This is a genomic window from Mesorhizobium sp. M7A.F.Ca.MR.148.00.0.0, assembly GCF_003997735.1.
GTDB lineage: Bacteria > Pseudomonadota > Alphaproteobacteria > Rhizobiales > Rhizobiaceae > Mesorhizobium.
The window spans coordinates 63634-88883 of sequence record NZ_RZTB01000009.1; the positions used below are offsets into that span (position 1 = coordinate 63634).

General features: G+C 63.6%; 22 protein-coding genes. 11 read left to right on the forward strand and 11 right to left on the reverse strand.

What is annotated here, in order from left to right; all coding sequences use genetic code 11:
* Positions 1-29 precede the first annotated feature (29 nt).
* Positions 30-305 (reverse strand): type II toxin-antitoxin system RelE/ParE family toxin, encoded by a 276-nt coding sequence (locus EOB49_RS05700; RefSeq protein ID WP_245472518.1) that lies wholly within the window; start codon positions 303-305, stop codon positions 30-32.
* A 20-nt stretch (positions 306-325) separates the two neighbouring features.
* Positions 326-607: a type II toxin-antitoxin system ParD family antitoxin gene (locus EOB49_RS05705; protein ID WP_023811572.1), complete on the reverse strand. Its 282-nt coding sequence runs from the start codon at positions 605-607 to the stop codon at positions 326-328.
* A 278-nt stretch (positions 608-885) separates the two neighbouring features.
* Here EOB49_RS05705 and EOB49_RS05710 point away from each other — a divergent pair, with 278 nt between their 5' ends.
* The 3 genes from EOB49_RS05710 (at position 886) to EOB49_RS05720 (ending at position 6053) form a co-directional block, all read left to right on the forward strand.
* Positions 886-3057 carry an alpha-ketoacid dehydrogenase subunit alpha/beta gene (locus tag EOB49_RS05710; protein WP_127380418.1) on the forward strand — a complete coding sequence of 724 codons (2172 nt, stop codon included), beginning with the start codon at positions 886-888 and terminating at the stop codon, positions 3055-3057.
* Between the two features lie 84 nt (positions 3058-3141).
* Positions 3142-4704, forward strand: a complete 1563-nt coding sequence (locus EOB49_RS05715) for an ABC transporter substrate-binding protein (RefSeq protein WP_164761653.1) — start codon at positions 3142-3144, stop codon at positions 4702-4704.
* A 119-nt stretch (positions 4705-4823) separates the two neighbouring features.
* The gene (locus EOB49_RS05720; protein WP_127267756.1) at positions 4824-6053 is read left to right on the forward strand and encodes an aminotransferase class III-fold pyridoxal phosphate-dependent enzyme; all 1230 of its coding nucleotides are present in this window, start codon (positions 4824-4826) and stop codon (positions 6051-6053) included.
* Between the two features lie 33 nt (positions 6054-6086).
* On the opposite strand, the gene EOB49_RS05725 is transcribed toward EOB49_RS05720, so the two are convergent.
* Positions 6087-6824, reverse strand: coding sequence for a GntR family transcriptional regulator (locus tag EOB49_RS05725; protein ID WP_023811567.1), 738 nt, complete (start codon positions 6822-6824; stop codon positions 6087-6089).
* Positions 6825-6970: 146 nt separating this feature from the next.
* On the opposite strand from EOB49_RS05725, the gene otnK reads away from it, so the two are divergent.
* Together otnK and EOB49_RS05735 are read left to right on the forward strand one after the other, a co-directional pair.
* Positions 6971-8344 (forward strand): 3-oxo-tetronate kinase, encoded by a 1374-nt coding sequence (gene otnK / locus EOB49_RS05730; protein WP_127380419.1) that lies wholly within the window; start codon positions 6971-6973, stop codon positions 8342-8344.
* Positions 8344-8982 (forward strand): class II aldolase/adducin family protein, encoded by a 639-nt coding sequence (locus EOB49_RS05735; RefSeq protein WP_127380420.1) that lies wholly within the window; start codon positions 8344-8346, stop codon positions 8980-8982. Before otnK ends, EOB49_RS05735 begins: the two co-directional genes overlap by 1 nt.
* A 53-nt stretch (positions 8983-9035) precedes the next feature.
* Here EOB49_RS05735 and EOB49_RS05740 read toward each other — a convergent pair whose 3' ends face one another.
* From EOB49_RS05740 to EOB49_RS05760, 5 genes are read right to left on the reverse strand one after another with little or no spacing between them, the layout of a single operon-like run.
* Complete coding sequence (locus EOB49_RS05740) at positions 9036-10355, reverse strand: CaiB/BaiF CoA-transferase family protein (RefSeq protein ID WP_127380421.1); 1320 nt, start codon at positions 10353-10355, stop codon at positions 9036-9038.
* 35 nt (positions 10356-10390) lie between these two features.
* Positions 10391-11422, reverse strand: coding sequence for a dipeptide ABC transporter ATP-binding protein (locus tag EOB49_RS05745; RefSeq protein WP_127380422.1), 1032 nt, complete (start codon positions 11420-11422; stop codon positions 10391-10393).
* Positions 11419-12495: an ABC transporter ATP-binding protein gene (locus EOB49_RS05750; protein WP_127328824.1), complete on the reverse strand. Its 1077-nt coding sequence runs from the start codon at positions 12493-12495 to the stop codon at positions 11419-11421. The genes EOB49_RS05745 and EOB49_RS05750 overlap by 4 nt, the downstream gene beginning before the upstream one ends.
* A gap of 3 nt (positions 12496-12498) precedes the next feature.
* Positions 12499-13341 (reverse strand): ABC transporter permease, encoded by an 843-nt coding sequence (locus tag EOB49_RS05755; RefSeq protein WP_127380423.1) that lies wholly within the window; start codon positions 13339-13341, stop codon positions 12499-12501.
* Positions 13341-14354 carry an ABC transporter permease gene (locus tag EOB49_RS05760; RefSeq protein WP_127380424.1) on the reverse strand — a complete coding sequence of 338 codons (1014 nt, stop codon included), beginning with the start codon at positions 14352-14354 and terminating at the stop codon, positions 13341-13343. The genes EOB49_RS05755 and EOB49_RS05760 overlap by 1 nt, the downstream gene beginning before the upstream one ends.
* A gap of 184 nt (positions 14355-14538) precedes the next feature.
* On the opposite strand from EOB49_RS05760, the gene EOB49_RS05765 reads away from it, so the two are divergent.
* The 5 genes from EOB49_RS05765 to EOB49_RS05785 all read left to right on the forward strand — a co-directional run bounded on the left by EOB49_RS05765 (position 14539) and on the right by EOB49_RS05785 (position 20718).
* The gene (locus tag EOB49_RS05765) at positions 14539-15348 is read left to right on the forward strand and encodes an IclR family transcriptional regulator (RefSeq protein WP_127266932.1); all 810 of its coding nucleotides are present in this window, start codon (positions 14539-14541) and stop codon (positions 15346-15348) included.
* Between the two features lie 132 nt (positions 15349-15480).
* Positions 15481-16233 carry an SDR family NAD(P)-dependent oxidoreductase gene (locus tag EOB49_RS05770; protein ID WP_127380425.1) on the forward strand — a complete coding sequence of 251 codons (753 nt, stop codon included), beginning with the start codon at positions 15481-15483 and terminating at the stop codon, positions 16231-16233.
* 212 nt (positions 16234-16445) lie between these two features.
* Positions 16446-17795, forward strand: a complete 1350-nt coding sequence (locus tag EOB49_RS05775; protein WP_127380426.1) for a glucoamylase family protein — start codon at positions 16446-16448, stop codon at positions 17793-17795.
* Entirely contained in the window at positions 17785-19317 is a 1533-nt protein-coding gene (locus EOB49_RS05780) for a mercuric reductase (protein ID WP_127380427.1), read from the forward strand. Before EOB49_RS05775 ends, EOB49_RS05780 begins: the two co-directional genes overlap by 11 nt.
* A gap of 234 nt (positions 19318-19551) precedes the next feature.
* Positions 19552-20718 (forward strand): glycosyltransferase family 4 protein, encoded by a 1167-nt coding sequence (locus EOB49_RS05785; protein WP_245472528.1) that lies wholly within the window; start codon positions 19552-19554, stop codon positions 20716-20718.
* Between the two features lie 99 nt (positions 20719-20817).
* Here EOB49_RS05785 and EOB49_RS05790 read toward each other — a convergent pair whose 3' ends face one another.
* The 3 genes from EOB49_RS05790 to EOB49_RS05800 form a co-directional block, all read right to left on the reverse strand.
* A complete protein-coding gene (locus tag EOB49_RS05790; RefSeq protein WP_127380429.1) occupies positions 20818-21792 on the reverse strand; it encodes a hypothetical protein in 975 nt (324 codons plus the stop codon).
* Between the two features lie 233 nt (positions 21793-22025).
* Positions 22026-22601: a DUF1349 domain-containing protein gene (locus EOB49_RS05795; RefSeq protein ID WP_127320100.1), complete on the reverse strand. Its 576-nt coding sequence runs from the start codon at positions 22599-22601 to the stop codon at positions 22026-22028.
* Positions 22602-22693: 92 nt separating this feature from the next.
* Complete coding sequence (locus tag EOB49_RS05800) at positions 22694-24133, reverse strand: aldehyde dehydrogenase family protein (RefSeq protein WP_127266939.1); 1440 nt, start codon at positions 24131-24133, stop codon at positions 22694-22696.
* Between the two features lie 268 nt (positions 24134-24401).
* Between EOB49_RS05800 and EOB49_RS05805 the strand changes: the two genes are divergently transcribed.
* On the forward strand, positions 24402-25061 hold the full coding sequence (locus EOB49_RS05805) for a TetR/AcrR family transcriptional regulator (protein ID WP_024501867.1): 660 nt from the start codon (positions 24402-24404) through the stop codon (positions 25059-25061).
* The last annotated feature ends 189 nt before the right edge of the window (positions 25062-25250 follow it).

The following is a 25250-nucleotide window of genomic DNA, read 5'->3' on the forward strand; positions in this document are numbered from 1 at the left end:
CTAGCGGGTTACGCTTTTCCCGTTGCAGGTTAGAGCTCATCCTCCCAATTGGCGCCGCCATAGAACACACGGAAGATCACCACTTGGTCGGATTCCACTGTAAAGGTCACCGTTACACGGCGCTCGAAACCGACAACCCGAAGCCCTGGCCGCAGATCGTCACGGCGTGTTCCGCGCTCCGAGGCGTAGTCGAGACCCTGGCAGTAGGCTTCGATACGCTCGATATAGCGTATGGCCGTGACGTTGCCGGCGGCGATCTCGATGGTGTCGTATATCCATCTTAAGTCCGCTAAGGCTTCCCGCAACAGAACAATATGCCGGCGCTTCACACATCCCTCTTAAAGCGGGCGGCGTGGTGAGCGCGGATGTCGTCAAAAGCCTGGTTGGCTGGGATAACTCGGGAAGGATCCGCCTTCCACCTGTCATAGGTCGGCACAACCTCCTCGCGGAGCCAGCGCTCTACGGCCGCGTCGCGCTCTTGCAGGGCGCGAAGGCCGGCGCGGATCACTTCACTGCTGGTCGCGTAGGTTCCTGATTCAACGAGACGGTCGATGAAAGCAGCCTGCTCTGTTGGCAGGCTGAAGGTGCGCTTTTCGGTGGCAGCCATGATTTTTCCTATAATGTCGGTGTGATTATATCATACCAATATCCAATACGTTAGAAAACCTGTCGGCCGAAGAAACCGACATCGGCGCTGCTAGCAGTCTGAAAATTCCTCTTGCGGAACCGCGCCGTCCCGGCTTAGTCTTTGCCTTCTCGCAAAAATGAAATTTAATTCCATTTGCCTGCAACCTTCTAGCCAGCATCGTGCCCCAGGAAAAATGAACGGCCCAATCGACTGAGAAAATATTTGATATATCATCTACCAGAACGGAAATAGCTGACATGGTCCAGCAGACATCGATCCAGCCATCGGCGCCCTGGTTGCGGCTAGATGTCGATGATTCGGACTGGACCGACGCCGAGGTGTCGAGCCTGGTGCGCTGGTATCACCAGATGCTGCTCATCCGCCGTTTCGAGGAAAAAGTGCTCGATCTCGCCAATGCCGGGCTGGTGCATGGTCCGGCCCACGCCAGCATCGGCCAGGAGGCCACGGCGGTCGGCGCCATGTCCGTGCTCGGCACCGGCGACCGCATCAACGGCACCCACCGTGCCCATCACCAGGTGCTGGCCAAGCTTGTCAACGCGCAGACGCCCGGCGGATTCGACCCGCTGCATGATGCTTTCAACCCAGGCATGCAGGGATCGGTTCGCGGCCTGATGGCCGAGATCATGGGCCTCAAGTCAGGCTATTGCGGCGGCCGTGGCGGCTCGATGCATATGCGCGACGATGCCTCCGGCATCCCAGGCACCAGCGCCATTATCGGCGGCAACCTGCCGCACGCGGCGGGCTATGCGCTCGCCGACAAACTGCTCGGCACCGGCAACATCTCGGTCGCCTTCTTCGGCGACGGCACGATGATGGCGGGACCGGCCTACGAGGCGATGAACATCGCCGCGCTCTACCGGCTGCCGGTGATCTTTTTCGCCGAAAACAATCTCTATGCCGTCTCCACGCACATCAACGAGCAGACGCGCGAGACGCGGCTGGCCTCGCGCGGACCTATGCTCGGCTTTCGTGGCATCGAATGCGACGGCATGGATGTGGTGGCAGTCCACCATGCCATGCGCGAGGCGCGCCGGACGATTGAGGAAGACGGCGGCCCGGTGCTGGTCGAGGCGCTCTGCTATCGGTTTCTACACCAGAGCGGCGCCCGCCCGGGCAGCGAATTCGGCTACCGCACGCGCGCCGAGGAAGACGTCTGGAAAGCGCGCGACCCGCTTGCGACGATGGCGGCTCGCCTGAAGACGATGGGCATCCTGAACGCTTCGGACCTCGGTACACTCGACCAGCGCGTCATGGAGGTGGTCAACACCGCTGCCGATTCCCTGACCGAGATGAGCGGCAACGCGCTGCGCATTCCTGATCATCTGTGGCCGGACCCAAGCGACGTCGACAACCAGATCCGCGGCGATCTTTCCGAACTGAAGGGCGAGCGCTTCCTCGAGATCGAGGACGCGCCGGCCGACACCAGGCCGGTCAAGTTCATGGTTGCCGCGTCCGAGGTGATTGCGCGCGCCATGGAGCAGGACGCGCGCATCATCATCATGGGCGAGGATGTGCACCGGCTGCGCGGCGGCGTTTCGGGCGCCACAAAGGGCGCGCTGGAGCGCTGGCCGGAGCGTGTGCTGGCGATGCCCATCGCCGAGAATGGTTTTGTCGGGGTGGCGCTGGGTGCAGCGCTTTGCGGCTTGCGGCCGATCGTCGAGATCATGTTCGGCGACTTCTGCCTGGTTGCCGCCGACCAGCTGTTCAACGCGGTCAGCAAGGTGCGCCACATGTTCGGCGGCGGCTTTCCGGTGCCAATCGTGGTCAGGGTGCGCGTCTCGCCGCACACCGGCTACGGCTCGCAGCATTCGGGCGATCCGTCCGGCCTGTTCGCCCTGTTTCCCGGCTGGCGCATCGTCGCGCCGACGACGCCCTTCGACTATATCGGCCTGATGAATTCAGCGCTGAAATGCGACGATCCGGTCGTCGTCATCGAGCATGTCGAGCTGTTCCCGAGCGAAGGCCCTGTGCCTGCGGACGACCGCGACTATTGCGTGCGGCTCGGCAAGGCGAAGATCGTCAGGCCGGGCAGCGCCTGCACACTGCTCACCAGCGCCAGCATGGTTGCCGTCGCCAGCCAGGTGGTCGAGGAGACCGGCGCCGATGCCGAGATCATCGACCTGCGCAGCCTCGACCCGACCGGGCTCGACTGGCCGCTGGTGGAGGCCTCGATCCGCAAGACCAACCGGGTAGCCGTCATCGAACAGGTGCAGCGTGGGCTATCGCTTGGCGGACGACTGACACAGGAGATTCAGGATCGCGTGTTCGATTATCTCGATCACGAGATCCTGCATGTGACGGGAAGCCTCTCGGCTCCCGTCGTAGCGGCCCCGCTCAACCGCGCCGCACTGGGCGGCGCTGAAAAGCTCAAGGCCGCGCTTCAATCCCTCACTGCCGTGGGTGGATAGAGCGAACGCATTGCCACAAAGATCCGACAAGAAAATGGGAGAACTGACATGAGCATCCTACAGAGAAACAAGACCAGGGCGAAGATGCTGGCAGCCGTGCTGCTGGCCACCAGCGCCTTCTGGGCGCCGGCCACGTTCGCGCAGGACAGCAAGCCGCTGGTCATTGCGCGCAACATCGACCTCAACTCGCTCGATCCGCACCGCGCCTTCTGCGACACCTGCCAGATCTACAATTCCAGCGTCTATGAATCGCTGCTGACGCTGGACAAGGACAACAAGCTGATCCCGCTGCTCGCCTCGAAGTGGGAAGGCAATGCCGACCAGAGCAGCTTCACCTTCACGCTCGACCCGGCCGCCAAATTCTCGGACGGTTCGCCGGTCGAAGCCAAGGACGTGAAATGGTCCTGGGAGAGGCTGAAGAACCTCAAGGGCAGCGCCTCGTTCCTGATGGACAATGTCGCCTCGATCGAGACCCCGGACGCGCATACGGTGGTCGTCAAGATGGTCGCGCCGAGCTCCGAATTCCTCAACATCGCGGCGGCGCCCTACGCAGCGGTCGTCAACAGCAAGGTTGCTTCCGAAGCCGGCGCCAAGGCCGATGCGGACGCTTCGACGACAGACAATGCCGAGGCCTGGTTTCTGGCGCATTCGGCCGGCAGCGCACCGTTCGTGCTGAAATCCTATGAGCCCAATTCGGAACTGCGGCTGGCACGCAACGACAAATACTGGCGCACGGCGCCGGCGCTGAGCGAAGTCGTCATCCGCCAGACCAAGGATGCGGTGGCCCAGGCACAGATGCTGCAGAGCGGCACCGCCGACATCGCCATGCAGATCGACCCGGACACGGCCAAGACGATGACCGGCAGCGACGTGAAAATCGAGACCGTGCCGTCCTACAATTTCATCTATGTGGCGCTGTCGCCCGGCGCCAAGGCCAACAAGGTTCCGCTGACGCCCGAAGTGCGCGAGGCCATTTCGCTCGGTCTCGACCGTCCGAGCATCCTGGACTTCACCATCGGCTCCGAGGGCCAGTTGATCAGCGCACCGATCCCGCTCGGCTTCCCCGGCGGTTCGGGCTTCGAGGCGCAACCCTATGACGTCGCCAAGGCAAAGGAACTTCTGGCCAAGGCCGGCCATGCCGACGGCTTCGAGATGGAAGCGGCGTTTCCCGGCATGAACGTCTATGGCGTCGATCTGTCGCTGTTGATGCAGAAGGTTCAGCAGGATTTGGCCAAGATCAACATCAAGCTCGACCTGCAGCCGATCCCCTTCGCCAACTGGCGCGAACGCGTCAATGGCGACGGCATCCCGATGACGGCGGTGTTCTACGCGCCGGACTATTACGGCACGTCTCAATACGTCGATTATTTCGCCATGACCAAGGGCAGCCCGTGGGCGCGCCGCGCCGGCGCGGAGCGCGACCCGTCGGTGCTCAATCCGAAGGAAGCGGATATCTACAAGGCAGCCCTTGCGGCAAGCGGCGACGAGGCCGCCAAGCTGTGGCATCAGGCCGGCGAGGAGATGATCAAGGACAGGATCATCCTGCCGTTGATCAGCCCGAACCTGATCCTGGCCTACAAATCGGACGTCAAGGGCGTGCGTTACAGCGCCTGCTGCAACCTCCCGCTGGCGGAACTCAGCCACTGAGCGAAAAGATGCGGGAGGCGGCCAGCCGCCTCTCGCTTCCTCATCCTGGACGGTCAGCAAATCCTGTTCTTCCAGCATTAAGATCAATATATGATATATCAATACGCGGAGAACTCGCTATGACTTCCCTGATCAACTCCAAAGACCAGTTGCTGCGCGAGCGCGCGGCCTCGGTCATTCCGGGCGGCATGTGGGGGCACATGGCGACGCGCTATCTCGGCTCCGCCTATCCGCAATTCTTCGAGCGCGCCGACGGCTGCCGGGTCTGGGATGTCGATGGCCGCGAGTACATCGACCTGATGTGCAGTTGGGGCCCCAATATCCTCGGCCACCATCATCAGGCGGTCGAGGCAGCGGCCGAGCGGCAGCGTCGTCTGGGCGATGCGATGAACGGCCCTGGCGAGGTGTTGGTCGAGCTGGCCGAACTGCTGGTCAAGACCGTCGCGCATGCCGACTGGGCGATGCTGCAGAAGAACGGCACCGACGCCACCACGGCCTGTGTGACGATCGCACGCGCCGGCACTGGCCGGCGCAAGGTGCTGGTCGCGCGCGGCTCCTATCACGGCGCCGTGCCGTGGTGCACGCCTTCGCTCGCCGGCGTCACCGCCGAGGACCGCGCCCATATCGTCCATTTCGACTACAATGATGTTGCCAGCCTCGAGGCAGCCGTCGAGCAGGCCGGCAGCGATCTTGCCGCCGTCGTCGTTACCGCTTTCCGCCACGATATCGCCCGCGACCAGGAACTGCCGACCGCCGCCTTCGCCAGACGGGCGCGCGAGCTCACCACCGCCGCCGACGCGGCGCTGATCGTCGATGATGTCAGGGCCGGCTTCCGCATCGATCTCGCCGGCAGCTGGGAACCGCTCGGCGTACGGCCGGACCTGTCCGCTTTCTCGAAGGCGATCGCCAATGGCTATCCGCTTGCCGCGATCACCGGCACCGACCGGTTTCGCGAAGCCGCGACCAAGGTCTATGTGACGGGGTCGTTCTGGTATGGCGCCGTCGCCATGGCCGCCGCGATCGCCACCATCAACACGCTGCGCGACACCGACGCCATCTCCAGGATGACTGAAGCCGGCGACAGGCTGCGCTCAGGCCTCGATGCCGCAGCGAAGAAGCATGGCCTGTCGCTTCGCCAGACCGGCCCGGTGTCGATGCCGATGGTGCTCTTCGACGGCGATGCCGAATTCAAAAAGGCCGACGCCTTCTGCTCGGCGGCCTTGCGCGAAGGCGCCTATTTCCATCCCCGGCACAACATGTTCCTGAGTGCCGCGCACACGGCAAAAGACATAGATCTCGCCCTGCAGGCTGCCGATGCCGGCATGGCCGCCGCGGCGCAGGTGGCGTGACCGGCACCGATGCGGTCTAGGAGAAAAACACGCTCAGCCGGCGGCCGACACCAGGCGGCCGTTCTGCGCCGCGCGGCGCAGTTCCTCCGGCGTGACCGCACCGTCGTTCAGCCGTTCGAGAACCTTGACCAACAGGCGTCCGCCTTCGATCATGTCCTGCTGAATGCCCTTGCGCACGCCGTTCTCGTCACGCGCCCGCAGCGCGTCGAGAATGTCGAGGTGCCGGTGGCGGCCGTCGTAGGTCGGCCTGGCGTGCGGGTATTGATAGTTCACCAGTGGTCCGTTGCGCAGCCAGATGCCCTCGATGATGGCCAGCAACTCCGGCATTTGCGCCGCCTGGTAGATCGAGTGATGGAATTCCCAATTGTCGCGGACGGCTTCGAACCAATGGCCATTGTCCTCGTTGGCAATCAGTCTGTCATGCACCTCGGCCAGACGGTCGATCTCCCGTGGCTCGATGCGCGTTGTTGCCGCCGCCCCCGCCATGCCTTCGAGATGCAGCCGGATGCTGCGCAGTTCCAGATATTGGGCCAGCGACAGCTGGGCGACGGTGATCGAACGGCCAGCCTCCATCTCCAGACCCTTTTCGCGGACCAGCTGCATCAGCGCCTCGCGCACTGGCGTCTCAGACACCTGAAGGCTGGCGGCAAGGTCGCGGATCTTGAAGCGATGGCCCGGCCAGAAGCGGCCCTCCATCATGGCGCGGCGAAGCTCCTCGTAGACGCGCGTCGTCAGATTGTCGCGCGCGATCGGCGCGATAGAAGCAGTCACATCCGCTCTCCGTTCTTGCAGCGGCGCCGGCGTCGCCTGCGTCGCGTGGGCTGTGTATATGATACCACGAATGGCCTGACCACCGACATGAGACAGGCAACTGCGAGACGGGCAGCCATGGTGCAGACGGACATGAGACGGGGCGCATGACCGCGACGCCTTCACTCCTGTTCGGCGCCATAGCCGACGATCTGACCGGCGGCACCGAGCTGGCGTCGATGCTGGTGGCGCGCGGCATTCCAACGGGATGCACGGTCGGACTGAGTGCGCCGATCCCACCAGGCAATCTTGCCCATGTGATCCTGCTCAAGACACGCGTCATCGCGGCCAGCGATGCGGTGCGCCAGGTTCTGGCGGCGGCGGACCGGCTGCTTGAAGCTGGTGCCCGGCAGATCTTCTTCAAATATTGCGCCACTTTCGATTCGACACCTGCCGGCAACATCGGTCCTTGCGCCGAGGCGCTGCTCGAGCGCCTCGGCGGCGGCGTCACGCTGTTCACTCCGGCGCTGTGTGAGACCGGCCGCACCGTCTATCAGGGACACATGTTCGGCGGCGCCCAATTGCTGGGTGAATCGCCCAAGCGCTTCGATCCGCTGACGCCGATGACCGATTCCAATCTGGTTCGCGTGCTGCAGGCGCAGAGCAAAGGCAAGGTCGGGCTGGTGCCCTATCTCGTCGTCGATGCCGGGGCGGAGGCCATCCGCAACGCCATACGAGAGCACAGCGCGGGCGGCGAGACGCTGCTGGTCACCGACACGATCCGCGAGCGCGACCTGGTTGCGATCGCGGAAGCGACCTTCGACCTGCCGCTGATGACCGGCAATTCCTCGGTCGCCGCGCATCTGCCACCGGCCTGGCTCACGCATGGGCTGCTGAATTCAGTCGATCTCGTTACTGCCAGCCTGCCGGCCATAAACGGCCCAGCGGCGGTGCTGGCCGGCAGCGTTGCCGACCGCACCATCGAACAGCTCGAACGCTTTGCGCAAAACAATCCACTGCTGACGATCGATCTGGCCAGCGCCTTCGCCGGCGCCGATGTAGTGGCCGAAGCGCGTGCCTTCGCCCAGCGGCATTTGCCCGGCACGATGATCGCCATTGCCACGACGGCGCCGCAAGCGACGGTCGAAGCGCTGCAGCAGGCGCATGGCCGCAACGCGGTGGCGGCAAAGGCGGAAGAGATGCTGGCCGGGATTGCACACATTCTTGTGCTCGAACTCGGTGTGCGGCGGCTGGTCGTCGCCGGCGGCGAGACCGCCGGTTCGGTGGTCAAGGCGCTCGGCATCGACCGCATCGCCATGGGTGCCTATGAGGGGCCGGGACTGTCGCGTGCCACTGCCCACCTCCCCGGCCTGCCATCCGAGCCGCTGGCGCTGATGTTGAAATCGGGGAAGCTCGGCGGCCCGGATATTTTCGCCGACGTCCTGCAAGACATGACACGGGCGACCACCGTCGCGCCGGCGATCGATATATGGCCACCGGCAAAACCTGTCATGCGGCCAACCACAGGAAAAGCATCGTGATGGACACCGAGACTGCACGCGCCAGCCTGATCACCGCGACGCAGACGCTGGACGCCAGCGGGATGAATGTCGGCACCACCGGCAACATCAGCGTGCGGACGACAAGCGGCATGATGATCACGCCGACGGGAATAGCTACAAGCGCGCTTCGGCCGGAGCAGATGGTGCCGATGCAACTCGATGGCAGCTGGGAGGGGGCGTTCCGGCCGTCGAGCGAATGGGAAATGCACGCCGAGATCTACAAGGCTTTCCCCGAGGCCGGTGCCGTCGTGCATGCCCATCCCGACCATTGCGTGGCGCTATCGTGCCTGCGCGAGGGACTGCCGCTGTTCCATTACATGGTCGCTGGTTTCGGTGGCGATGATGTGCGCTGTTCGGACTATGCGCTGTTCGCGTCAAGCGAACTGGCCAAGGTTGCCGTCGTCGCGCTCAAGGACAGGTCAGCCTGCCTGCTCGCCAATCATGGCATGATCGCTTTCGGCGGCGATCTCGACATGGCGCTCATCCGCACCATCAAGCTCGAGACCTTGGCGCGGCAATACCTTTTGGCGCGCAGCGCCGGCACACCGGTGATCATCGAGGGCAGCGAGATAGCCGCCATTCGGGGGCGGTACAAGAATTACGGCCAGCAGAAGTAGCTGGCCGAGCATTTCCGGGAACGGCTCTTCGCGCTCTTGAAGTGAAGAACCACTCAGTCGACCCGCAAATGCGAGACGAGGGCTGCCACGTTCCGTGGAAGATCAGGCGGGATCGGTTCGGCTGCAGGCGCATAGACGCTGACAGCCCCGGAGCCGATCAGTTGGTCGATGGTCTCGGCGCTGTAGCCGAGCACGTCGGCCAGCACGGCAGCTGTGTCCTGGCCCAGCATCGGCGGCGCGGTAAAGTCGGCGGTCAGCTGCGCGGCAAGTCCCTGTGCCGGGCGCACCATGGCGACGGAGCCGAGATGCGGATGCGGCAAGGTCTGGACGAGGCCACGTTCGCGCACATTGGGGCTATCGAAGACTTCCGGTATCGATTTTACCGTCCCGGCCGGCACGCTGGCGGCGGCACAGGTTGCCATCCAGTGGTCGCGTGGCTTGGTCTTGAAGGCAGCCGCCAATTCGGGGATCAAAGCCTCGCGGTTGGTGGCACGCGCGCCTGCCTTGATGAAGCGCGCATCCCCAGCCAGATGTGGCAGATCAAGGACCTTCTCGCACAGCGCCGCGAACTGGCGGTCATTGCCGACGGCCAGCGCGAAGCCGCCATCGGAGGCCTCGAATATCTGATAGGGGACAACCGTCGGATGCGCATTGCCGTAGCGGGCGACCTCGCGGCCGGTGTTGAGGTAACCGCTGCCGACATTGATCAGCAGGCTGAGCGCGCAGTCGATCAGCGACAGGTCGAGGAACTGGCCCTTGCCGGTCGTCGCGCGCTCGTAAAGCGCTGCCAGGATCGACTGCGTCGCGACCATGCCGCAGACGATGTCGGTGATGGCGACGCCGACGCGCATCGGCTCGCCATTGCTCTCGCCAGTGATGGCCATCAGGCCGCTTTCGGCCTGCATGACGAAATCATAGCCGGGCCGTCCGGCATCGGGTCCGGTCTGGCCATAGCCGGAGATCGAGCAGTAGATCAGCCGCGGGTTTGGCGCGCTGAGTTCCTTGAAACCGACGCCGAGGCGGTCGGCGGTGCCGGAGCGGAAATTCTCGACGACGATGTCGGCCTTCGCCGCCAGTTCGCGCACGATGGCCAGCCCCTGCGGGCTTTTCATGTCGAGCGCGATGCTCTGCTTGCCGCGATTGGCGCAGAGATAGTAGGTCGAGACACCCTTGTAGCTCGGCACCGACCACGCCCTGGTGTCGTCGCCGCCATCTATGTTCTCGATCTTCCAGACCTCGGCGCCGAGATCGGCAAGGCTCATCGTTGCCCAAGGACCGGCGAGCACGCGGGAAAGATCGAGAACCTTGATGCCTTCGAGCGGCAGGCGCGCGGATCCTGCCGTACCGGCATTCTCGGAATGGTCCTCAGTCACGATCAAGATTCCTTCGGGTGAATTCGGCAGGCCAATCACACAGTCTTGAACGTGTTGACCGGCTCCGGAAAATGACAGGCGACGCGATGCGAACCGCCAGCCGGATCGAGCGGTGGTTCGACGGCAGCGCAGATCGCCTGCGCCTTGAAGCAGCGCGTGCGGAAGCGGCAGCCGGATGGTGGGTTGAGCGGGCTCGGCACGTCACCGGTCAGTACGATGCGCTCGCGCTTGCGCTCCTTCTCGGGATTGGCGAGCGGCACCGCCGACAGCAGCGCCTGCGTGTAGGGATGCAGCGCCCTCGAATAGAGTTCGGCCGCGGGTGCGATCTCTACGATCTTGCCGAGATACATCACCGCGACCTGGTGCGAGATGTGGCGCACGACCGAAAGATCATGTGCGATGAACAGATAGGATGTGCCGAAAGACTGCTGGATATCCCTGAGCAAATTGAGCACGCCAGCCTGCACCGAAACATCGAGCGCCGAAACCGGTTCGTCGAGGATCACCACTTGCGGGTTGAGCGCTAGCGCGCGGGCGATGACCACGCGCTGGCGCTGACCGCCGGACAGTTCATGCGGATAGCGCTTGCCATGCTCGGGATTGAGCCGCACCAGTTCGAGCAATTCGGCGACGCGGGCGCGGCGGTCGGCCGCCGACATGTCGCTCATGCGCAAAGGCTCGGCGATGTTGTCGGCGATGCGCATGCGCGGATGCAGCGACCCGTACGGATCCTGGAAGACCAGCTGGATGTAGCGCCGCATCAGGCGCATGTCTTCGTGGTTGAGGGCGAGCAGGTTCTGGCCCCGGAACCAGCTTTCGCCGCTGGTCGGCTCGATCAGCCGCATCAGGCAGCGCCCGAGGGTCGACTTGCCGCAACCGGATTCGCCGACGAGGCCCAGCGTTTCGCCTGACGCCAAGTCAAAGGACACATCGGCCACCGCACGCACATGGGCAACCGCGCGATCGAAGACGAGGCCACCGCGAACCGGAAAATCCTTGACAAGATGGCGCACGGAAAGCGCTGCCGCCGGCTTGGTTTCGACTTGAGTTTGCTCCACTGCGCTCATGGGGCCATGCTTCCACTGTCCAGTTCTGCCGCCGCCAGCGAGGCGCTATGGAAGGGCGGCAAGGTCGTCGCGAAATGGCAGGCCGAGAAGCGGCCGCCTATGTCGTGCAAAGGCGGATCCTCGGTCCTGCAGCGTGCCTCGGCATAGATGCAGCGCGGATGGAAGGCGCAGCCGCCCGGCAAGCGCCCAAGTGCGGGTGGCGAGCCATCGATCGAAAACAGCCGCTCGCGGCTTTCCTCGAGATTGGGGATCGAGGCAATGAGGCCGCGCGTATAGGGATGGCGCGGGTCGGCGAACAGCTCGGATACGCCAGCCTGTTCGACGACACGGCCGGAATAGACGACCGCGACGCGGTCGGCATGACCGGCGACGACGCCGAGATCATGGGTAATCAGCACCAGGCCAAGGCCGAGCCGCTCCTGCAACGAACGCAGCACTGCCAATATCTGCGCCTGCACCGTCACATCGAGCGCCGTGGTCGGTTCGTCGGCGATCAGCAAATCGGGATCGTTGGCGACGGCCATGGCGATGACCGCGCGCTGGCGCATGCCGCCGGAGAATTCATGCGGATACTGGTTCACCCGGCGCTCCGGCTGCGGGATCGCCACCAGATTGAGCAATTCCACCGCCCGCGCCATGGCCTGCTTGCGGGTGACGCGCTGATGCAGCCTGACCGCCTCGGCGATCTGGGCGCCGACGGTCATCACCGGGTTTAGCGAGGACAGCGGGTCCTGAAAAATCATGGCGATGCGCGCGCCCCTGATCTTGCGCATTTCGCGTGACGATTTGCCGACCAGTTCGTCGCCGTTGAAGCGGACCGAACCGGTGACGACCGCGTTCTTCGACGTCAGGCCGAGCGCGGCGAGCATGCCGACGGACTTGCCCGAGCCGGACTCCCCGACAATGCCGACCACTTCGCCCTTGGCGACTTCGAGGTCGATGCCGCGCACCGCTTCGAACTGATCGCCTGCCCGCCGGAAGCCTACCCGCAGGCCGCGTATGGACAGCAGCGGCTCACCTTTGCCCGCCTTGTCGACTGCACCCGGCGGCGCTGTAGATATCTGTGCGCTCATCGCTTAATCCGACCTTGGATCGAGAATGTCGCGCAAGCCGTCGCCGATGAAGTTGAAGCCGAGCACGATGGTGAGGATGGCGACGCCCGGACCGAAGGCGATCCACCATTGGTAGAAATGGACGGCGCCATCGGAGATCATCGACCCCCATTCGGGCGTCGGCGGCGTGGCGCCGAGTCCGATGAAGCTGAGCGACGCGGCAAGCAGCACGACCTGGCCGAGATCCATCGTCGCGCTGATCAGCACCGGGGTCCAGCAAAGCGGCAATATGTGCGTGAACAGCACGCGGCGCGGCCTGGCGCCGGCGGCGATCGCCGCCTCGACATGCTCACGCTCCTTCACCTCCAGCACCTGCGCCCGCATCAGCCGGGCATAGACCGGCCACCAGACCAGAACCATGGCGATGGCGGCATTGCCGAGGCCCGGCCCAAGCGACGCCGCGACGGCCATAGCCAGCAGCATCGGCGGGAAGGACAGAGTGACGTCGACAAGCCGCATGATCGCCGCACCGGTCAGCCCGCCGACGAACCCGGAAATGGCACCGAGCAGCGAGCCTATCACCACAGCCGAGACGACGACCAGAACCGCGATCGGCAGCGAATGCGCCGCCCCGTGCAAGGTGCGGGCGAGAACATCGCGGCCGAGCGCATCGGTGCCGAGCCAATGCGCCCAGCTCGGCGGCTGCAAGCGGCGCGCCACCATTTCGAGCGGATCGAACTGCACCACCAGGTTGGCGAATACGGTCATGAACAGCCAGAACAGGATGACGACCGTGCCGATCACCAAAGGCGCGGTCAGCCATTCGGGAACGGCGGCGGAACGGGATTTGGTTGCGACCGCCGACATCAGCTCAACCGCACGCGCGGATTGGCCACGACATAGAGTATGTCGGTGATGAGGTTGGTGACCAGGAAGGCGAGGCCGCCGACGATGGTGACGCCGATGATCGCCGGGAAGTCGAGCGCGCGTGCCGCCTCGACGGCATAGGAGCCCATGCCCGGCCAGGAAAAGATGGTCTCGGTCAGCACCGCGCCGGTGATCAGATAGGCGAAGGAATAGCCGATGACGGTCAGGGTCGGCACCATGGTGTTGCGCAACGCATGGACGATGACGACGCGGAATTCGCTCGCGCCCTTGGCGCGCGCGGTGAGGACGAACTCGCGGCTCATCACATCAAGCATGTTGGCGCGCACCAGCCGCGATATGGTGCCGGAAACCGTCCAGCCGAGGACGAAGGCCGGCAGAAGCAGGTGCCGGAGCGCGTCCTTGAAGACGGTCCAGTCGCCAGCCAGAAGCGAATCGATGGTCAGGAAGCCGGTGATGCCGGGCGGCAATGCCAGGCGGGCATCGACCCTGCCCGGCCCCGGCAGCCAGTTCAGCATGACGGAGAAGATGAACAACAGGCCGAGCCCCGACCAGAACACCGGCAGCGAAGAGCCGAACAAGGCGAACAGCCGCGCGCCATGGTCAATCAGGCTGTTGCGGAAATAGGCGGCCAGCACACCAAGCACAATGCCGAGCGTGGTGCCGAAGATCATCGCAGCGAAAACCAGTTCGAGCGTTGCCGGCAAGCGGTAGAGAATGTCGGTGCCGACATTGCGCTTGGTGATGAAGGAGGTGCCAAGATCGCCGCTCAGCAGATTACCGAGATATATCATATAGCGTTCCGGCAAAGGACGATCGAGACCCCAGCGCGCCTTGGCGGCGGCCACCACTTCGGGGTTGCTCATCTGCTGTTCGGCGACAATGGCGGTCAGCGGATCGCCCTTGGTCACCGTGGTGATCAGGAAGGCGATGGTGACGATGCCGAGCACCAGAAACGGCATGGCGATAAGCCGGCGCAAAATATAGCGAGACACGTGGCTACCTTCACAAGGAGGGGCTTCGTAAGATGGCACAGGGCGCTTGGAGATGCCATCGAGGGAAGCATATTGACAGTGGGGGAAAGCGCCTGTCAATATAAATGGAATTTAATTTCATTTTTTAGACAACGCCGGCGACGCTGGCCCGACAGGCGGACGACGACGCCAGAAAGACCTCAGCGTGCGCAAGCGAGCAACCAGGGACGAGACGGAGCTTGAAGGCGAAGGCGCGCAGCTTTCGTCGTCGCTGGTGCGCGGGCTCGGCATCCTGCGCGCCTTCCGCCCGGGCGATGCCTCACTCGGCAACCAGGACATCATTGCCCGCACCGGCCTGCCCAAGGCCACGGTTTCACGCATCACCTATACGCTAAGCGCGCTCGGCTATCTCCTCTACGACAAGGATCTCGGCCGCTACAGCCTGGGGCCTGCCACCGTGGCACTCGGCTATTCAGCGCTGAGCTCCAGCGCCGTCGTGCACGTCGCCAGGCCGCTGATGCAGCCGCTGGCAGACCTGACGGGGGCGGCGGTGGCGCTCGGCACGCGCGACAGCCTCAACATGGTCTATCTCGCCAACTGCCGGTCGGAGAGCCTTGTCACGCTGCGCCTCAACCCGGGCTCCTACCTGCCGATCTGGAAGACATCGATGGGGCTGGCCTATGCGGCGGCCCTTTCACCTGAGGAGCGCGCTCGCCTTGTGGAGGCTTTGCAGGAGGCCGAGCCGGACAGGGCGGCGATGATCGGGGCGGCGATCGACGATGCGATCGCCCAGTATGCAGACAAGGGCTATGTGACGTCGTTCGGCGCCTGGCACAGCTATATCCATGCGGTCGGCGTGCCGTTCCGTCCGAGTGACGGCTCGCCGCTGGTTGCCATCACCTGCGGCGGCATCGGCGAGATCATCACGGAAGAGCGCGCGCATGCCGAGATCGGACCGGCGCTGGTGGCGATGGTGAAGGCGCTGGGCAGAGAGCTCGAGGGAAATCCTGGGTAACGGGATTGGCCCAGACGATCGGCCTCGCATGCCGGCTTGAACTCGCCTGATGGTGACCGCACAGTCGCAGTCGATGGTATGGCGGTCGCGTGCCGTCATCGTCCATCGGGTTGAGATGATGGGGAAAATAGGATGCCGATGAATTTTACAGGGCGGTTCAGCGATCGAGCGGCGGTGATCACCGGCGGCGCTTCGGGCATCGGTCTGGCAGTGGCTCAGAGGATTGTCGAAGAGGGCGGACGGGTTTCAGTCTGGGATCGCGATCCGGCTCAGATCGAACAGGCCAAAGCCACCCTTCCCGGCCTCCACGGTGTTGCCATCGACGTCGCCGATGCGGCCGGCGTGGAACGCGCCAAGCAGTCGGCGATCGAAGCGCTTGGCGGTGTCGACATCCTGGTCACCAGTGCGGCGATCACCGGGCCGAACATGACGACCTGGAACTATTCGGCCGAGGATTGGCAGAAGGTCATCGACATCAACATCAACGGCGTCTTCTACTGCAACAAGGCGCTCGTGCCGCACATGCTCGAGCGCAACTATGGCCGCATCGTCAACATAGCCTCGATCGCCGGCAAGGAAGGCAATCCCAATGCCTCCGCCTACAGCACCTCGAAGGCTGCGGTGATCGGCCTGACCAAGTCGCTCGGCAAGGAACTGGCCAAGACCAAGGTGACGGTCAATTGCGTCACACCGGCGGCCGTGCGCACCGCTATCTTCAAGCAGATGAGCCAGGAGCACATCGACTTCATGCTGTCCAAGATACCGATGGCGCGCTTCGGCGAGGTCGAAGAGGTGGCGGCGCTGATCTGCTGGATTGCCTCGGAAGAGTGTTCGTTCACGACCGCCGCCGTATTCGACGTTTCCGGCGGCCGCGCCACCTACTGAGGCAGGACGCATTTCAATTCCGCGTGACGACGCAACGAACGGGAGCGTAGGGGCGTATAGTCCCAGGCGTCGAATCGACGTTGACGCAACAAAGCTATACGGGAAAGCTATGACGCGGCATGACAGTTCAGCATGCGTGATGATCTGCCGGTGCGGGGCAACTGGTTGGCGGTTGACGGGCGTTGCAGCCATCCGGCGGGAGCTTGTTTCCTTTGCTTAGAGCCGAGCCTGCCGCGCTGTCCGACGACGAGCTTCTGGACCGCTATCAGCGCGCCGCCTTCGACTATTTCCTCGAGAACGTGAACCCCGAAAACGGATTGGTCGCCGACACGTCGCGGCCGAATTCGCCGGCCAGCATCGCTGTCGTCGGCTTCGCGCTGTCCTGCTACCCGATCGGCGTCGAGCGCGGCTGGATGGCGCGCGATGCCGCCGCGAAGCTGACGCTGGCCGCGCTGCGCTTCTTCTCGGCCAGCCCGCAAGGCCATAGCGACGACGTCACCGGCCACAAGGGTTTCTACTACCATTTCCTCGATATGCGGACCGGCCTGCGCGTCTGGCGCTGCGAACTGTCGATGGTGGATACGGCGTTGCTGATATCGGGCATGCTGGTGGCGGGCGCCTATTTCTCCGGTGACGATGACGAGGAAGCAGAAATCCGCCAACTGGCCGAGGCGCTCTACCGGCGCGTCGACTGGCGGTGGGCACAAGGCTCAAGCCCGACCTTGCGACAAGGCTGGAAGCCGAAGAGCGGCTTTCTCCACTATGGCTGGGAGGGCTACAACGAAGCCACGATCCTCTACATCCTGTCGATGGCTTCGCCCGACAGCCCGACCTCGGACAACAGCTATGAGGGCTGGACGGCGACCTATCAGTGGGAAAACATCTACGGCTACGACGTGCTGTATGGCGGTCCGCTGTTCATGCACCAGTTCTCGCATGCCTGGATCGATTTCGCCGGCATCCGCGACGCCTTCATGCGCGAGAAGAACTCGGACTATTTCGAAAACAGCCGCCGCTCGACCTATCTGCACCGCGACTATGCACGCCACAACCCTTACGGCTATGGCGGCTACGACGAGAACCTTTGGGGTCTTTCGGCGGGCGACGGGCCAGGCGGTTTTCGCACCAGCGTGGAGCGACAGCGCCGGCGGTTTTCCGGCTATGCCGCGCGCGGCGCGCCGTTCGGGCCCGATGACGGGACGATCGCGCCTTGGTCCTATCCGGCATCACTGCCTTTCGCCCCGGAGATCTGCCTGGCGGCGTTGCGCCATCTCGGTGATCGCTACCCCGAGGTGATCGGTAATTTCCGACTGCCGAGCGGTTTCAACCCGACATTGGCGAACCGGCGTAAATTCGGGAGGCACGGCTGGGTGTCGGAAGGCCACTATGGGCTGGATCAAGGCATCGTGGTGATGATGATCGAGAACCATCGGTCAGGGTTGATCTGGAGACTGATGCGGTCAAATCAACACATCCGCAACGGCTTGCGGAAGGCCGGGTTCAATGGCGGCTGGCTGTCTCAGCCAGCAAGCCCGGCGTCGGGTGGCGGCGATGTCGCGTGACCGGACCAGGACTACCGCCTTTCCTGTCGATCACAACGACATCGAGCTGATCAAGAGCGCCCACCCGCCGCACTGGAAGAACCCGCAGCCGGACGATCCCTACAATATCGTGGTCATCGGTGCCGGGCCGGCTGGGCTGACCGCCGCCTACGAAGCGGCCGGCCTCGGCGCAAAGGTCGCGCTCATCGAGCGCAACCTGATCGGCGGAACTTGCGTCAATGTCGGTTGCATCCCGTCGAAGTCGATCATCCGCACCGCAAGGCTTTATGCCGACATGCGCGATGCAGAGAATTTCGGCGGCGACATGCCGGACCGTCTTCACATCAACTTTCAGCGCGCCATGACGCGGATGCGGCAGATCCGGCAGCGGATCAGCCGCGCCGATGCCGCCGATAGCCTGGTTTCCGAAGGCATCGACCTTTATTTCGGCGAAGCGCGGTTTTCCGGAAGGGACACTGTCACGGTCGCCGGACAAATCTTGCGTTTCAGAAAGGCGCTGATCGCGACAGGCGCGCGCCCGAGGCTGCCGACGATCCCGGGGCTTGCCGACGCCGGCTATCTCAGCAACGAGACCATGTTCGATCTCACGGAGTGCCCGAAGCGGCTTCTGGTCATCGGCGGCGGACCGCTCGGTTGCGAGGCGGCGCAGGCCTTCTGCCTGCTGGGCGCGAAGGTGATCCAGGCGCAGCGCGAACCGATGTTCCTGCCCGGTGAGGAACGCGATGCCGCCCAGATCCTTTCGGATGCGCTGGCGCGCGAAGGTGTCGAGGTTCGCCTCAACACCGAGGTGGTGGCGATACGAACGGAAGGCGGCAAGAAGCTCGCCGACCTGGTGTGCGACGACATCACGACGACGATTTCCGTCGATGAGATCATCACTGGCATCGGCCGATCGCCCAATGTCGACGGCCTCGACCTGGAAAACGCCGGGGTGGCTTACGATGCCGACGGTATCAAGGTGGACGACTGTCTCCTCACCACAAATCCGCGCATCTATGCGGCGGGCGATGTCTGCCTCGCCTACAAATTCACCCACACCGCCGAGGCGACAGCCCGCATGGTCGTACGCAATGCCCTGTTTCTCGGACGCAGGAAGCTGAGCGAACTGGTCATTCCGTGGTGCACCTATACCGATCCGGAGATCGCCCATGTCGGCCTCTATCCGGCGGAGGCGCGCCAGAACGGCATCCCGGTCAAGACCTATACAGTGCTGATGCACGATGTCGCCCGTGCGGTGATGGACGGCGAGGAGGAGGGTTTCGTGAAAATCCACGTCAGGGAGGGGTCCGACCGCATCCTGGGCGCCACGGTCGTTGCCAGCCATGCCGGCGAGATGATCAATGCGGTGTCGCTGGCGATCAAATCGGGCATGGGATTGCGTGCGCTGGCCGACGTCATCCATCCATTCCCGACGCAGGCGCAAGGCATCAAGATGGCCGGTGACGCCTATCGGCGGACAAGGCTCACCTCATCGTGGAAGCATCTGGCGGGCCGCTGGTTGGCGTGGTCAAGGCGATGGTGACATTCCGGCAGCCCGCCGCAGCTGGTGCATCTGACATTCAGCGACGATGCGGCGCTTGACGAAAGGCTCGTCGGCTGAACAAGTCGAAGCCGATTGTTATGGTTTGGGGCCGTCGCGCATGCCGTCTGGAATGAAGTCTCAGGCGCAAAGCCCAGAGCGTCCACTTTGAAACCCGCGGGCGCACAACCGCTCGACGCTGTCTCCGCGGCGAAAGCCGGGCGGCGTGTGCTGGTTGTGTCCCACGATCCAGCCTTTCCGCCGATCTCCGGCGCGGATCTGCGGAACTACCGCAATGCTGAGTCTGCTGCGCAATTCGGCCCGGTCTGCCTGGTATCTGTGCTGCCGCAGGCGACGGAAACAACCGATCCGTCTATCCGCACCGAAGCCTTGTCGATCAAGGGAGAGGCCCGCTCGGCCTCGATCGGGTGGTGGCGTATAAGGGCGGAGCGTCGCATCTCGCGCGTCGCCTTGACGCGGCTGGAGACACTGGTTCGGGACTTCCGCCCGGACACGGTGCTGATCGAGGGCATCGGCCTGTTCAAGCTGCTGCGGCCTTTGCGGGCACTGACGAAACAGCTCATCCTCGACATGCACAATGTCGAGTCCGACCTGGCGGGACAGCTGCGGCACGTCGATGCGAAGCGGGCTGCGGTGGCGACGATCAGCGAGGGCCTTGGCATCAGGCGTCTCGAGAGAAAGGCGCTTTCCCTTGTCGACAGGGTCTGGGTCTGCTCGAGCCGGGATCGAGAGCGGTTGATGGCGCTTTCCCGGCACAAGTTGCCGATCGATGTCGTTCCAAACGGAATTCCGCAGGCCGGGCACAGCCCCGAAACGCTGCCCGCCGAGCCCGTATCCGACGAAGGCTTTCCGGTGATCCTGTTCGTCGGCCATCTCGGCTATCCGCCAAACGTCGATGCCGTCCAGAGGTTAGCCGGCTCCATAGTTCCGCGCATCCGACTGACCTTGCCGACCGCGACACTGATTCTCGCTGGGCGCAACCCGACAACGGCCGTGCAAGCGCTGGCAGGATTGCCTGGCGTGGAGCTCGTCGAAGACCCCGAAGACATGGCGCCGCTTCTGTCGAGAGCGCATCTCACCATCATCCCGCTTGCGGCAGGCGGCGGCACCCGCATCAAGATTCTGGAGGCGATGGCGTGGGGCGTGCCGGTGATCGCCACGCCTTTGGCGGCCGAGGGCCTGGACCTGGTCGACGGGGAGGAACTGCTGCTGTCGGATACCGATGAAGGACTTGCCGAGACGGCTGTCGGACTTTGCCTGGACGCGGACCGCAGGGCACGGCAGCGCATCCGCGCGCATCAAGCGGTTTGGGCAAGGTTCGGCTCAGAAGCCATCCGCAATGCCGTCCGCGGCGGACTGGGGCTGGACGAGGCTGGCACCTGATCCCTCACTCCACCAGATATGGAGGAGCGACATCGTTCCACATCGCTTGCAGGAGCCCGCTCCGCACGACGTCCAGCCGGAATTTCGTGGTCTGCCCTATCATGATGCGTGCTGAAGCTCTTGCCGAATGGGGCCGAGATAGGTTTGCGGATGCAAGCGTCGCCAAACATGGTCCCGGTCGGTCAGATGCGCGACCTGCTCTATCCAGCGTCTCGGCGCATCGGGGTCCCTCACCTCATGCCAGTCGTCGACGATAATGACAGGCAGGCCCTGGTAGAGCGGGTCGAGCGGCGAGGTCCTGGTGACGACGATGCAGCCGAGATAAAACAGCTCCCATGTCCTATGGCAGTCCAGGCCGTTGCCTTCGGTGGACAGCACGAGCGGGTATTGTGAGTACAGTTGCCAGATCGAGCGCTGCGAGACGCGTTTCGTCAGGAAATCGACGTGCGGACATCCGCCCAGGGCATCAAGCAGTTCCCGGCGCTGCCTCGAGCCATTGCTGATGCTGAAATCAGAGAACAGCCTGGGCGGACGGCGGTCCACATGATCCTGCCGGGCGCGTATGATTTCCAGTTGCTTCACAAGCCCTGCCGGCGTGGCAAGGGACCGAGGCGTGTGAAGATCGAGCCCGATCGGGAAAGGCTTCACCCTGGGGTGAGTGCCATCACAATTCTGGCTGTACCAGGAGACCAGGAAAGGGTTGGCGAGAAGCTGGTCGACGGTGTCCTTCGCCAGATCCGACGGCACCGAAGCATCTCCATCGGTCGTCAGCAGCGTGAACGGTGCCGTAATCGTCGGCAGCACGATCCTGACAAACGTGTCGAGGTCGCAGGTTTGCGCATCCCTGGACAAGGTGCTCAGGCGCAGCCAGACGATGCCATGCGCGCCGCTGTAATGTTGGCGGAAAAATGCCTCGCTCTGCGTCGATGCAGTTGGCGCGTTGCGATACCAGCGCGGCCCGGCGAAATCGCAGAAATGCCCGATGCCCTGCGACCACAGCACGGGCGGAACGCCAAGAAACCTTAGCGCCCTGGAATAGACGGCTCTTTTGACAGCCCTTCGAAACCTGCCCATCGGCAACTCCTAGCGCGGATGCCAATAGCGTTGCAACGTCCTGCCTTGCACCGCCTTGAGCCGAACCAGGGGCCAAAAATTTCGAACCGTCTGGCGGCATCGCAACTGGCTGACGATCTCGCCGGCTGCAGTGCCGCGGCCAACCCCCCGGCTCGGCCGGAGGCACTGGCGGTCTACAGACTTGATTGTGGCAAAGGTCGAAGTGCTTGCGGTTCAGCGCAAGACCGCACGTCTCAATCGTGCAATTCCCGCGATATCGGCGGACCGAGGGAGAAATCCGAGAACGTTACCTCAAAGCCTTCGCGTTGCGGCGAACAGCACATCATGCCGATATCGACCGTCTTCGAGGTCGGGAAATAGGCAAGCCGCACAGGCTTCCAGTGGCTGTCGGAAGCGTCGAGGTACTGGACGCGGATCGCCTCGGCGTGACGGGTCAACCGGATCCTGACGCCGTTCGGATCGGCATGAATGGCGACCAGCGACCAGTCTGACGTGTCGTTGGTGACGACGACGGAGAAATAGGCAAGGCCGTCGGTGTACTCGATACCGGCCTTGATCCAGTGCGTTTCGCTGAGCCGGACCATCAGCCCGGCCTGATCATAGAGGACCTCGTAGTCGCCCTTGACCGTGACTTCGGCGCTGAAATCGCCCTCGACAGGCCGGTGCAGGAAGTGGCCGTTGTCGCGCCAGAAACCGTAGAAGGTCTCGCGCCAGAAATCGGTCTCCTTGCCGGTGCGCACACGAACGCTATCGCCGTCGATAGAATGGTGCGGCGGCGGGTTAAGCCAGGTCAGATCTTGCACTGTCATCCTTTCGCGCCGCTCCAATCCAGATGTGCATGGCGGTGTTGCCGGCATGGTCGGCAGTGACCGATCAGTCAGGCTGATCAGTCGACGGCCGATCAGCCTGCGAACGTATAGGCCGTCTTCACCGTGGTGTAGAACTCCGCCGCATAGTGGCCCTGCTCGCGCGGCCCATAGCTCGAGCCCTTGCGGCCGCCGAAGGGAACATGGAAATCGACACCCGCCGTCGGCAGGTTGACCATCACCATTCCGGCCTCCGAATTGCGCTTGAAGTGCGTGGCATGCTTGAGGCTCGAGGTGCAGATGCCGGAGGTCAAGCCGAAGGGCGTGTCGTTGGCGACGGAAAGCGCCTCGTCATAGTCCTTGACGCGAATGACGCTGGCGACAGGTCCGAAAATCTCCTCGCGCGAACTGCGCATGGCATTGGTGGCCTCGGTGAGCAATGCCGGCTGCAGGTAGAAGCCTGGCGTCTTGCGGTCGAGCCGCTCGCCGCCGAAGGCGAGCGTGGCACCTTCCCTGACGCCGATGGCGATATAGTCCTCGTCCTGCTTCAGCTGCGTCGCGTCGACGACAGGACCGATCTGGGTCTGCGCGTCGAGCGCATCGCCGATGACCAGTTTGCTCATGCGGTCCTTGAGGGCATCGACGAAACGGTCGTGAATGCCGTCAGCCACAATCAGCCTGGATGACGCGGTGCAGCGCTGGCCGGTCGAGAAGAAGGCGCCATTGAGCGCGCAATCGACGGCGATCGCAAGATCGGCATCGTCGAGCACGACCAGAGGGTTCTTGCCGCCCATTTCAAGCTGGAACTTGCGCATGTGTTCGATGCTTGCCGCGGCAACGCGCTTGCCGGTACCGACCGAGCCGGTGAAGCTGATGGCGTTGACGTCGGGACTGTCGAGCATCGCCTGACCGACGACCGAACCCTTGCCCATGACGAGATTGAGCACGCCCTTTGGCAGGCCGGCGCGATGCAGGATGTCGACAATGGTCCAGGCGCTCTCGGGAACCAGCTCCGCCGGCTTGAAGACGACGGTGTTGCCGTGGGTTAATGCCGGAGCGATCTTCCAGGCCGGAATGGCGATCGGAAAATTCCACGGCGTGATGATGCCGACCACGCCGACCGCCTCGCGCGTCATCTCGACGCCGACGCCCGGTCGCACGCTCGGCACGACCTCTCCGGTTAAACGCAACGTTTCGCCGGCAAAGAAATCGAAAATCTGGGCGGCGCGAATGGTCTCGCCTATGCCTTCGGCCAGCGTCTTGCCTTCCTCACGCGCGAGATTGCGGCCAATCTCGTCCTTGCGCGCCAGAATCTCGTCGGAGGCCTTTTTCAACACCGCGTGACGCGCCAGCGGACCGGAACGGGACCAAGCCGGGAACGCTGCCTTGGCCGCGGCGATCGCCTGCTTGGCCTGTTCGACACCCGCCGAGGCATAATCGCCGACGATGTCACCAGTATCCGAGGGGTTGATGTTGCGCGAACCGGCCTCGCCGACCCATTCGCCATCGATGAGGTTCTTTCGAAACAGCGTCATATCGTGTGTTCCTGCTTGTTGGCCGCGCGGGCATCTGTCTGAACTGGTATTTGCCAGACAATTGCCTCGCGGGAAAGCAAACAGTGAACCAGCAGCCGCGACAAAAATCCCCCCGCCTGCGCCGCGCGGATGGCGGGCGACGGCAACGCCCATCGAGCCTCGATGCAGCCGACAGGCCCGATGCATCGTTCGGCTTGGCCCGATTTACTCTGTACACATATGTCCATAGCCTTGATTTGCCTGAGACAGCGTGTCATGCGTCGTGTCGATGGCAGCTCTCGAAACGACGATTCAGCGCGCCGGCGCCACCGGCAACATCAAGGCCACTCGCGAAGACTGGCTGAAACTTGCTCTTGAAACGTTGATCTCCGACGGTGTCGAACGCGTCCGCGTGCTGACGCTTGGACAGAAGCTCGATGTGTCGCGTTCCAGCTTCTACTGGTATTTCAAGAGCCGGCAGGATCTGCTCGACCAGCTGCTGGATTACTGGCGGCAGACCAACACCAAATTCATCGTTGAACGGGCCAGGCGGCCTTCCGCGACCGTCATTCGCGGGGTGATGAGCATTTTCGAATGCTGGGTAGACGAAAGGCTGTTCGATCCGCAGCTGGATTTCGCGATCAGGGCCTGGGCCCGCCGCTCGCCCGCCATCAGGCGCGCGCTCGACGAGGCCGACGAGGAGCGTGTCAACGCCATCCGCGACATGTTCATGCGTCATGGCTACGACGAGGAGGATGCCTTCGTGCGGGCTCGCGTGCTGTACTTCATGCAGATCGGCTATTACTCGCTTGAGCTCAACGAGCCGATGAGCAGCCGCCTGCCTCACGTCGCCGGTTATTTGCGCAGCTTCACCGGCCAGGAGCCCCCGGCGGAGGATGTCGAGGACTTTTCGCGCTATGTCGAGAAGACGCTTTCGCGCAACCGATAGTACGGCCCGCTCGGCCGCCGCGGCCTGACGATTTCGCTTAGCGCATCCCAATAGCAAGCACGTTTGCTGCCGACAGCAGCAGAGGAGCCCCTCTGCTGCATCGGCGCAGAGCGGAGTCATGGGCCGCTCATTCCATCGCCTTTCCAAGCTCTAGACACATATGTACAATGCCGATAGGGTACGCCACTG

Bases quoted from the DNA above. Each gene is read 5' to 3' on its own strand.
- EOB49_RS05705 (WP_023811572.1), bottom strand. From the start codon at position 607: ATGGCTGCCACCGAAAAGCGCACCTTCAGCCTGCCAACAGAGCAGGCT.
- EOB49_RS05710 (WP_127380418.1), top strand. From the start codon at position 886: ATGGTCCAGCAGACATCGATCCAGCCATCGGCGCCCTGGTTGCGGCTA.
- EOB49_RS05715 (WP_164761653.1), top strand. From the start codon at position 3,142: ATGCTGGCAGCCGTGCTGCTGGCCACCAGCGCCTTCTGGGCGCCGGCC.
- EOB49_RS05720 (WP_127267756.1), top strand. From the start codon at position 4,824: ATGACTTCCCTGATCAACTCCAAAGACCAGTTGCTGCGCGAGCGCGCG.
- otnK (WP_127380419.1), top strand. From the start codon at position 6,971: ATGACCGCGACGCCTTCACTCCTGTTCGGCGCCATAGCCGACGATCTG.
- EOB49_RS05735 (WP_127380420.1), top strand. From the start codon at position 8,344: ATGGACACCGAGACTGCACGCGCCAGCCTGATCACCGCGACGCAGACG.
- EOB49_RS05745 (WP_127380422.1), bottom strand. From the start codon at position 11,422: ATGAGCGCAGTGGAGCAAACTCAAGTCGAAACCAAGCCGGCGGCAGCG.
- EOB49_RS05750 (WP_127328824.1), bottom strand. From the start codon at position 12,495: ATGAGCGCACAGATATCTACAGCGCCGCCGGGTGCAGTCGACAAGGCG.
- EOB49_RS05755 (WP_127380423.1), bottom strand. From the start codon at position 13,341: ATGTCGGCGGTCGCAACCAAATCCCGTTCCGCCGCCGTTCCCGAATGG.
- EOB49_RS05770 (WP_127380425.1), top strand. From the start codon at position 15,481: ATGCCGATGAATTTTACAGGGCGGTTCAGCGATCGAGCGGCGGTGATC.
- EOB49_RS05780 (WP_127380427.1), top strand. From the start codon at position 17,785: ATGTCGCGTGACCGGACCAGGACTACCGCCTTTCCTGTCGATCACAAC.
- EOB49_RS05790 (WP_127380429.1), bottom strand. From the start codon at position 21,792: ATGGGCAGGTTTCGAAGGGCTGTCAAAAGAGCCGTCTATTCCAGGGCG.
- EOB49_RS05795 (WP_127320100.1), bottom strand. From the start codon at position 22,601: ATGACAGTGCAAGATCTGACCTGGCTTAACCCGCCGCCGCACCATTCT.
- EOB49_RS05800 (WP_127266939.1), bottom strand. From the start codon at position 24,133: ATGACGCTGTTTCGAAAGAACCTCATCGATGGCGAATGGGTCGGCGAG.
- EOB49_RS05805 (WP_024501867.1), top strand. From the start codon at position 24,402: ATGGCAGCTCTCGAAACGACGATTCAGCGCGCCGGCGCCACCGGCAAC.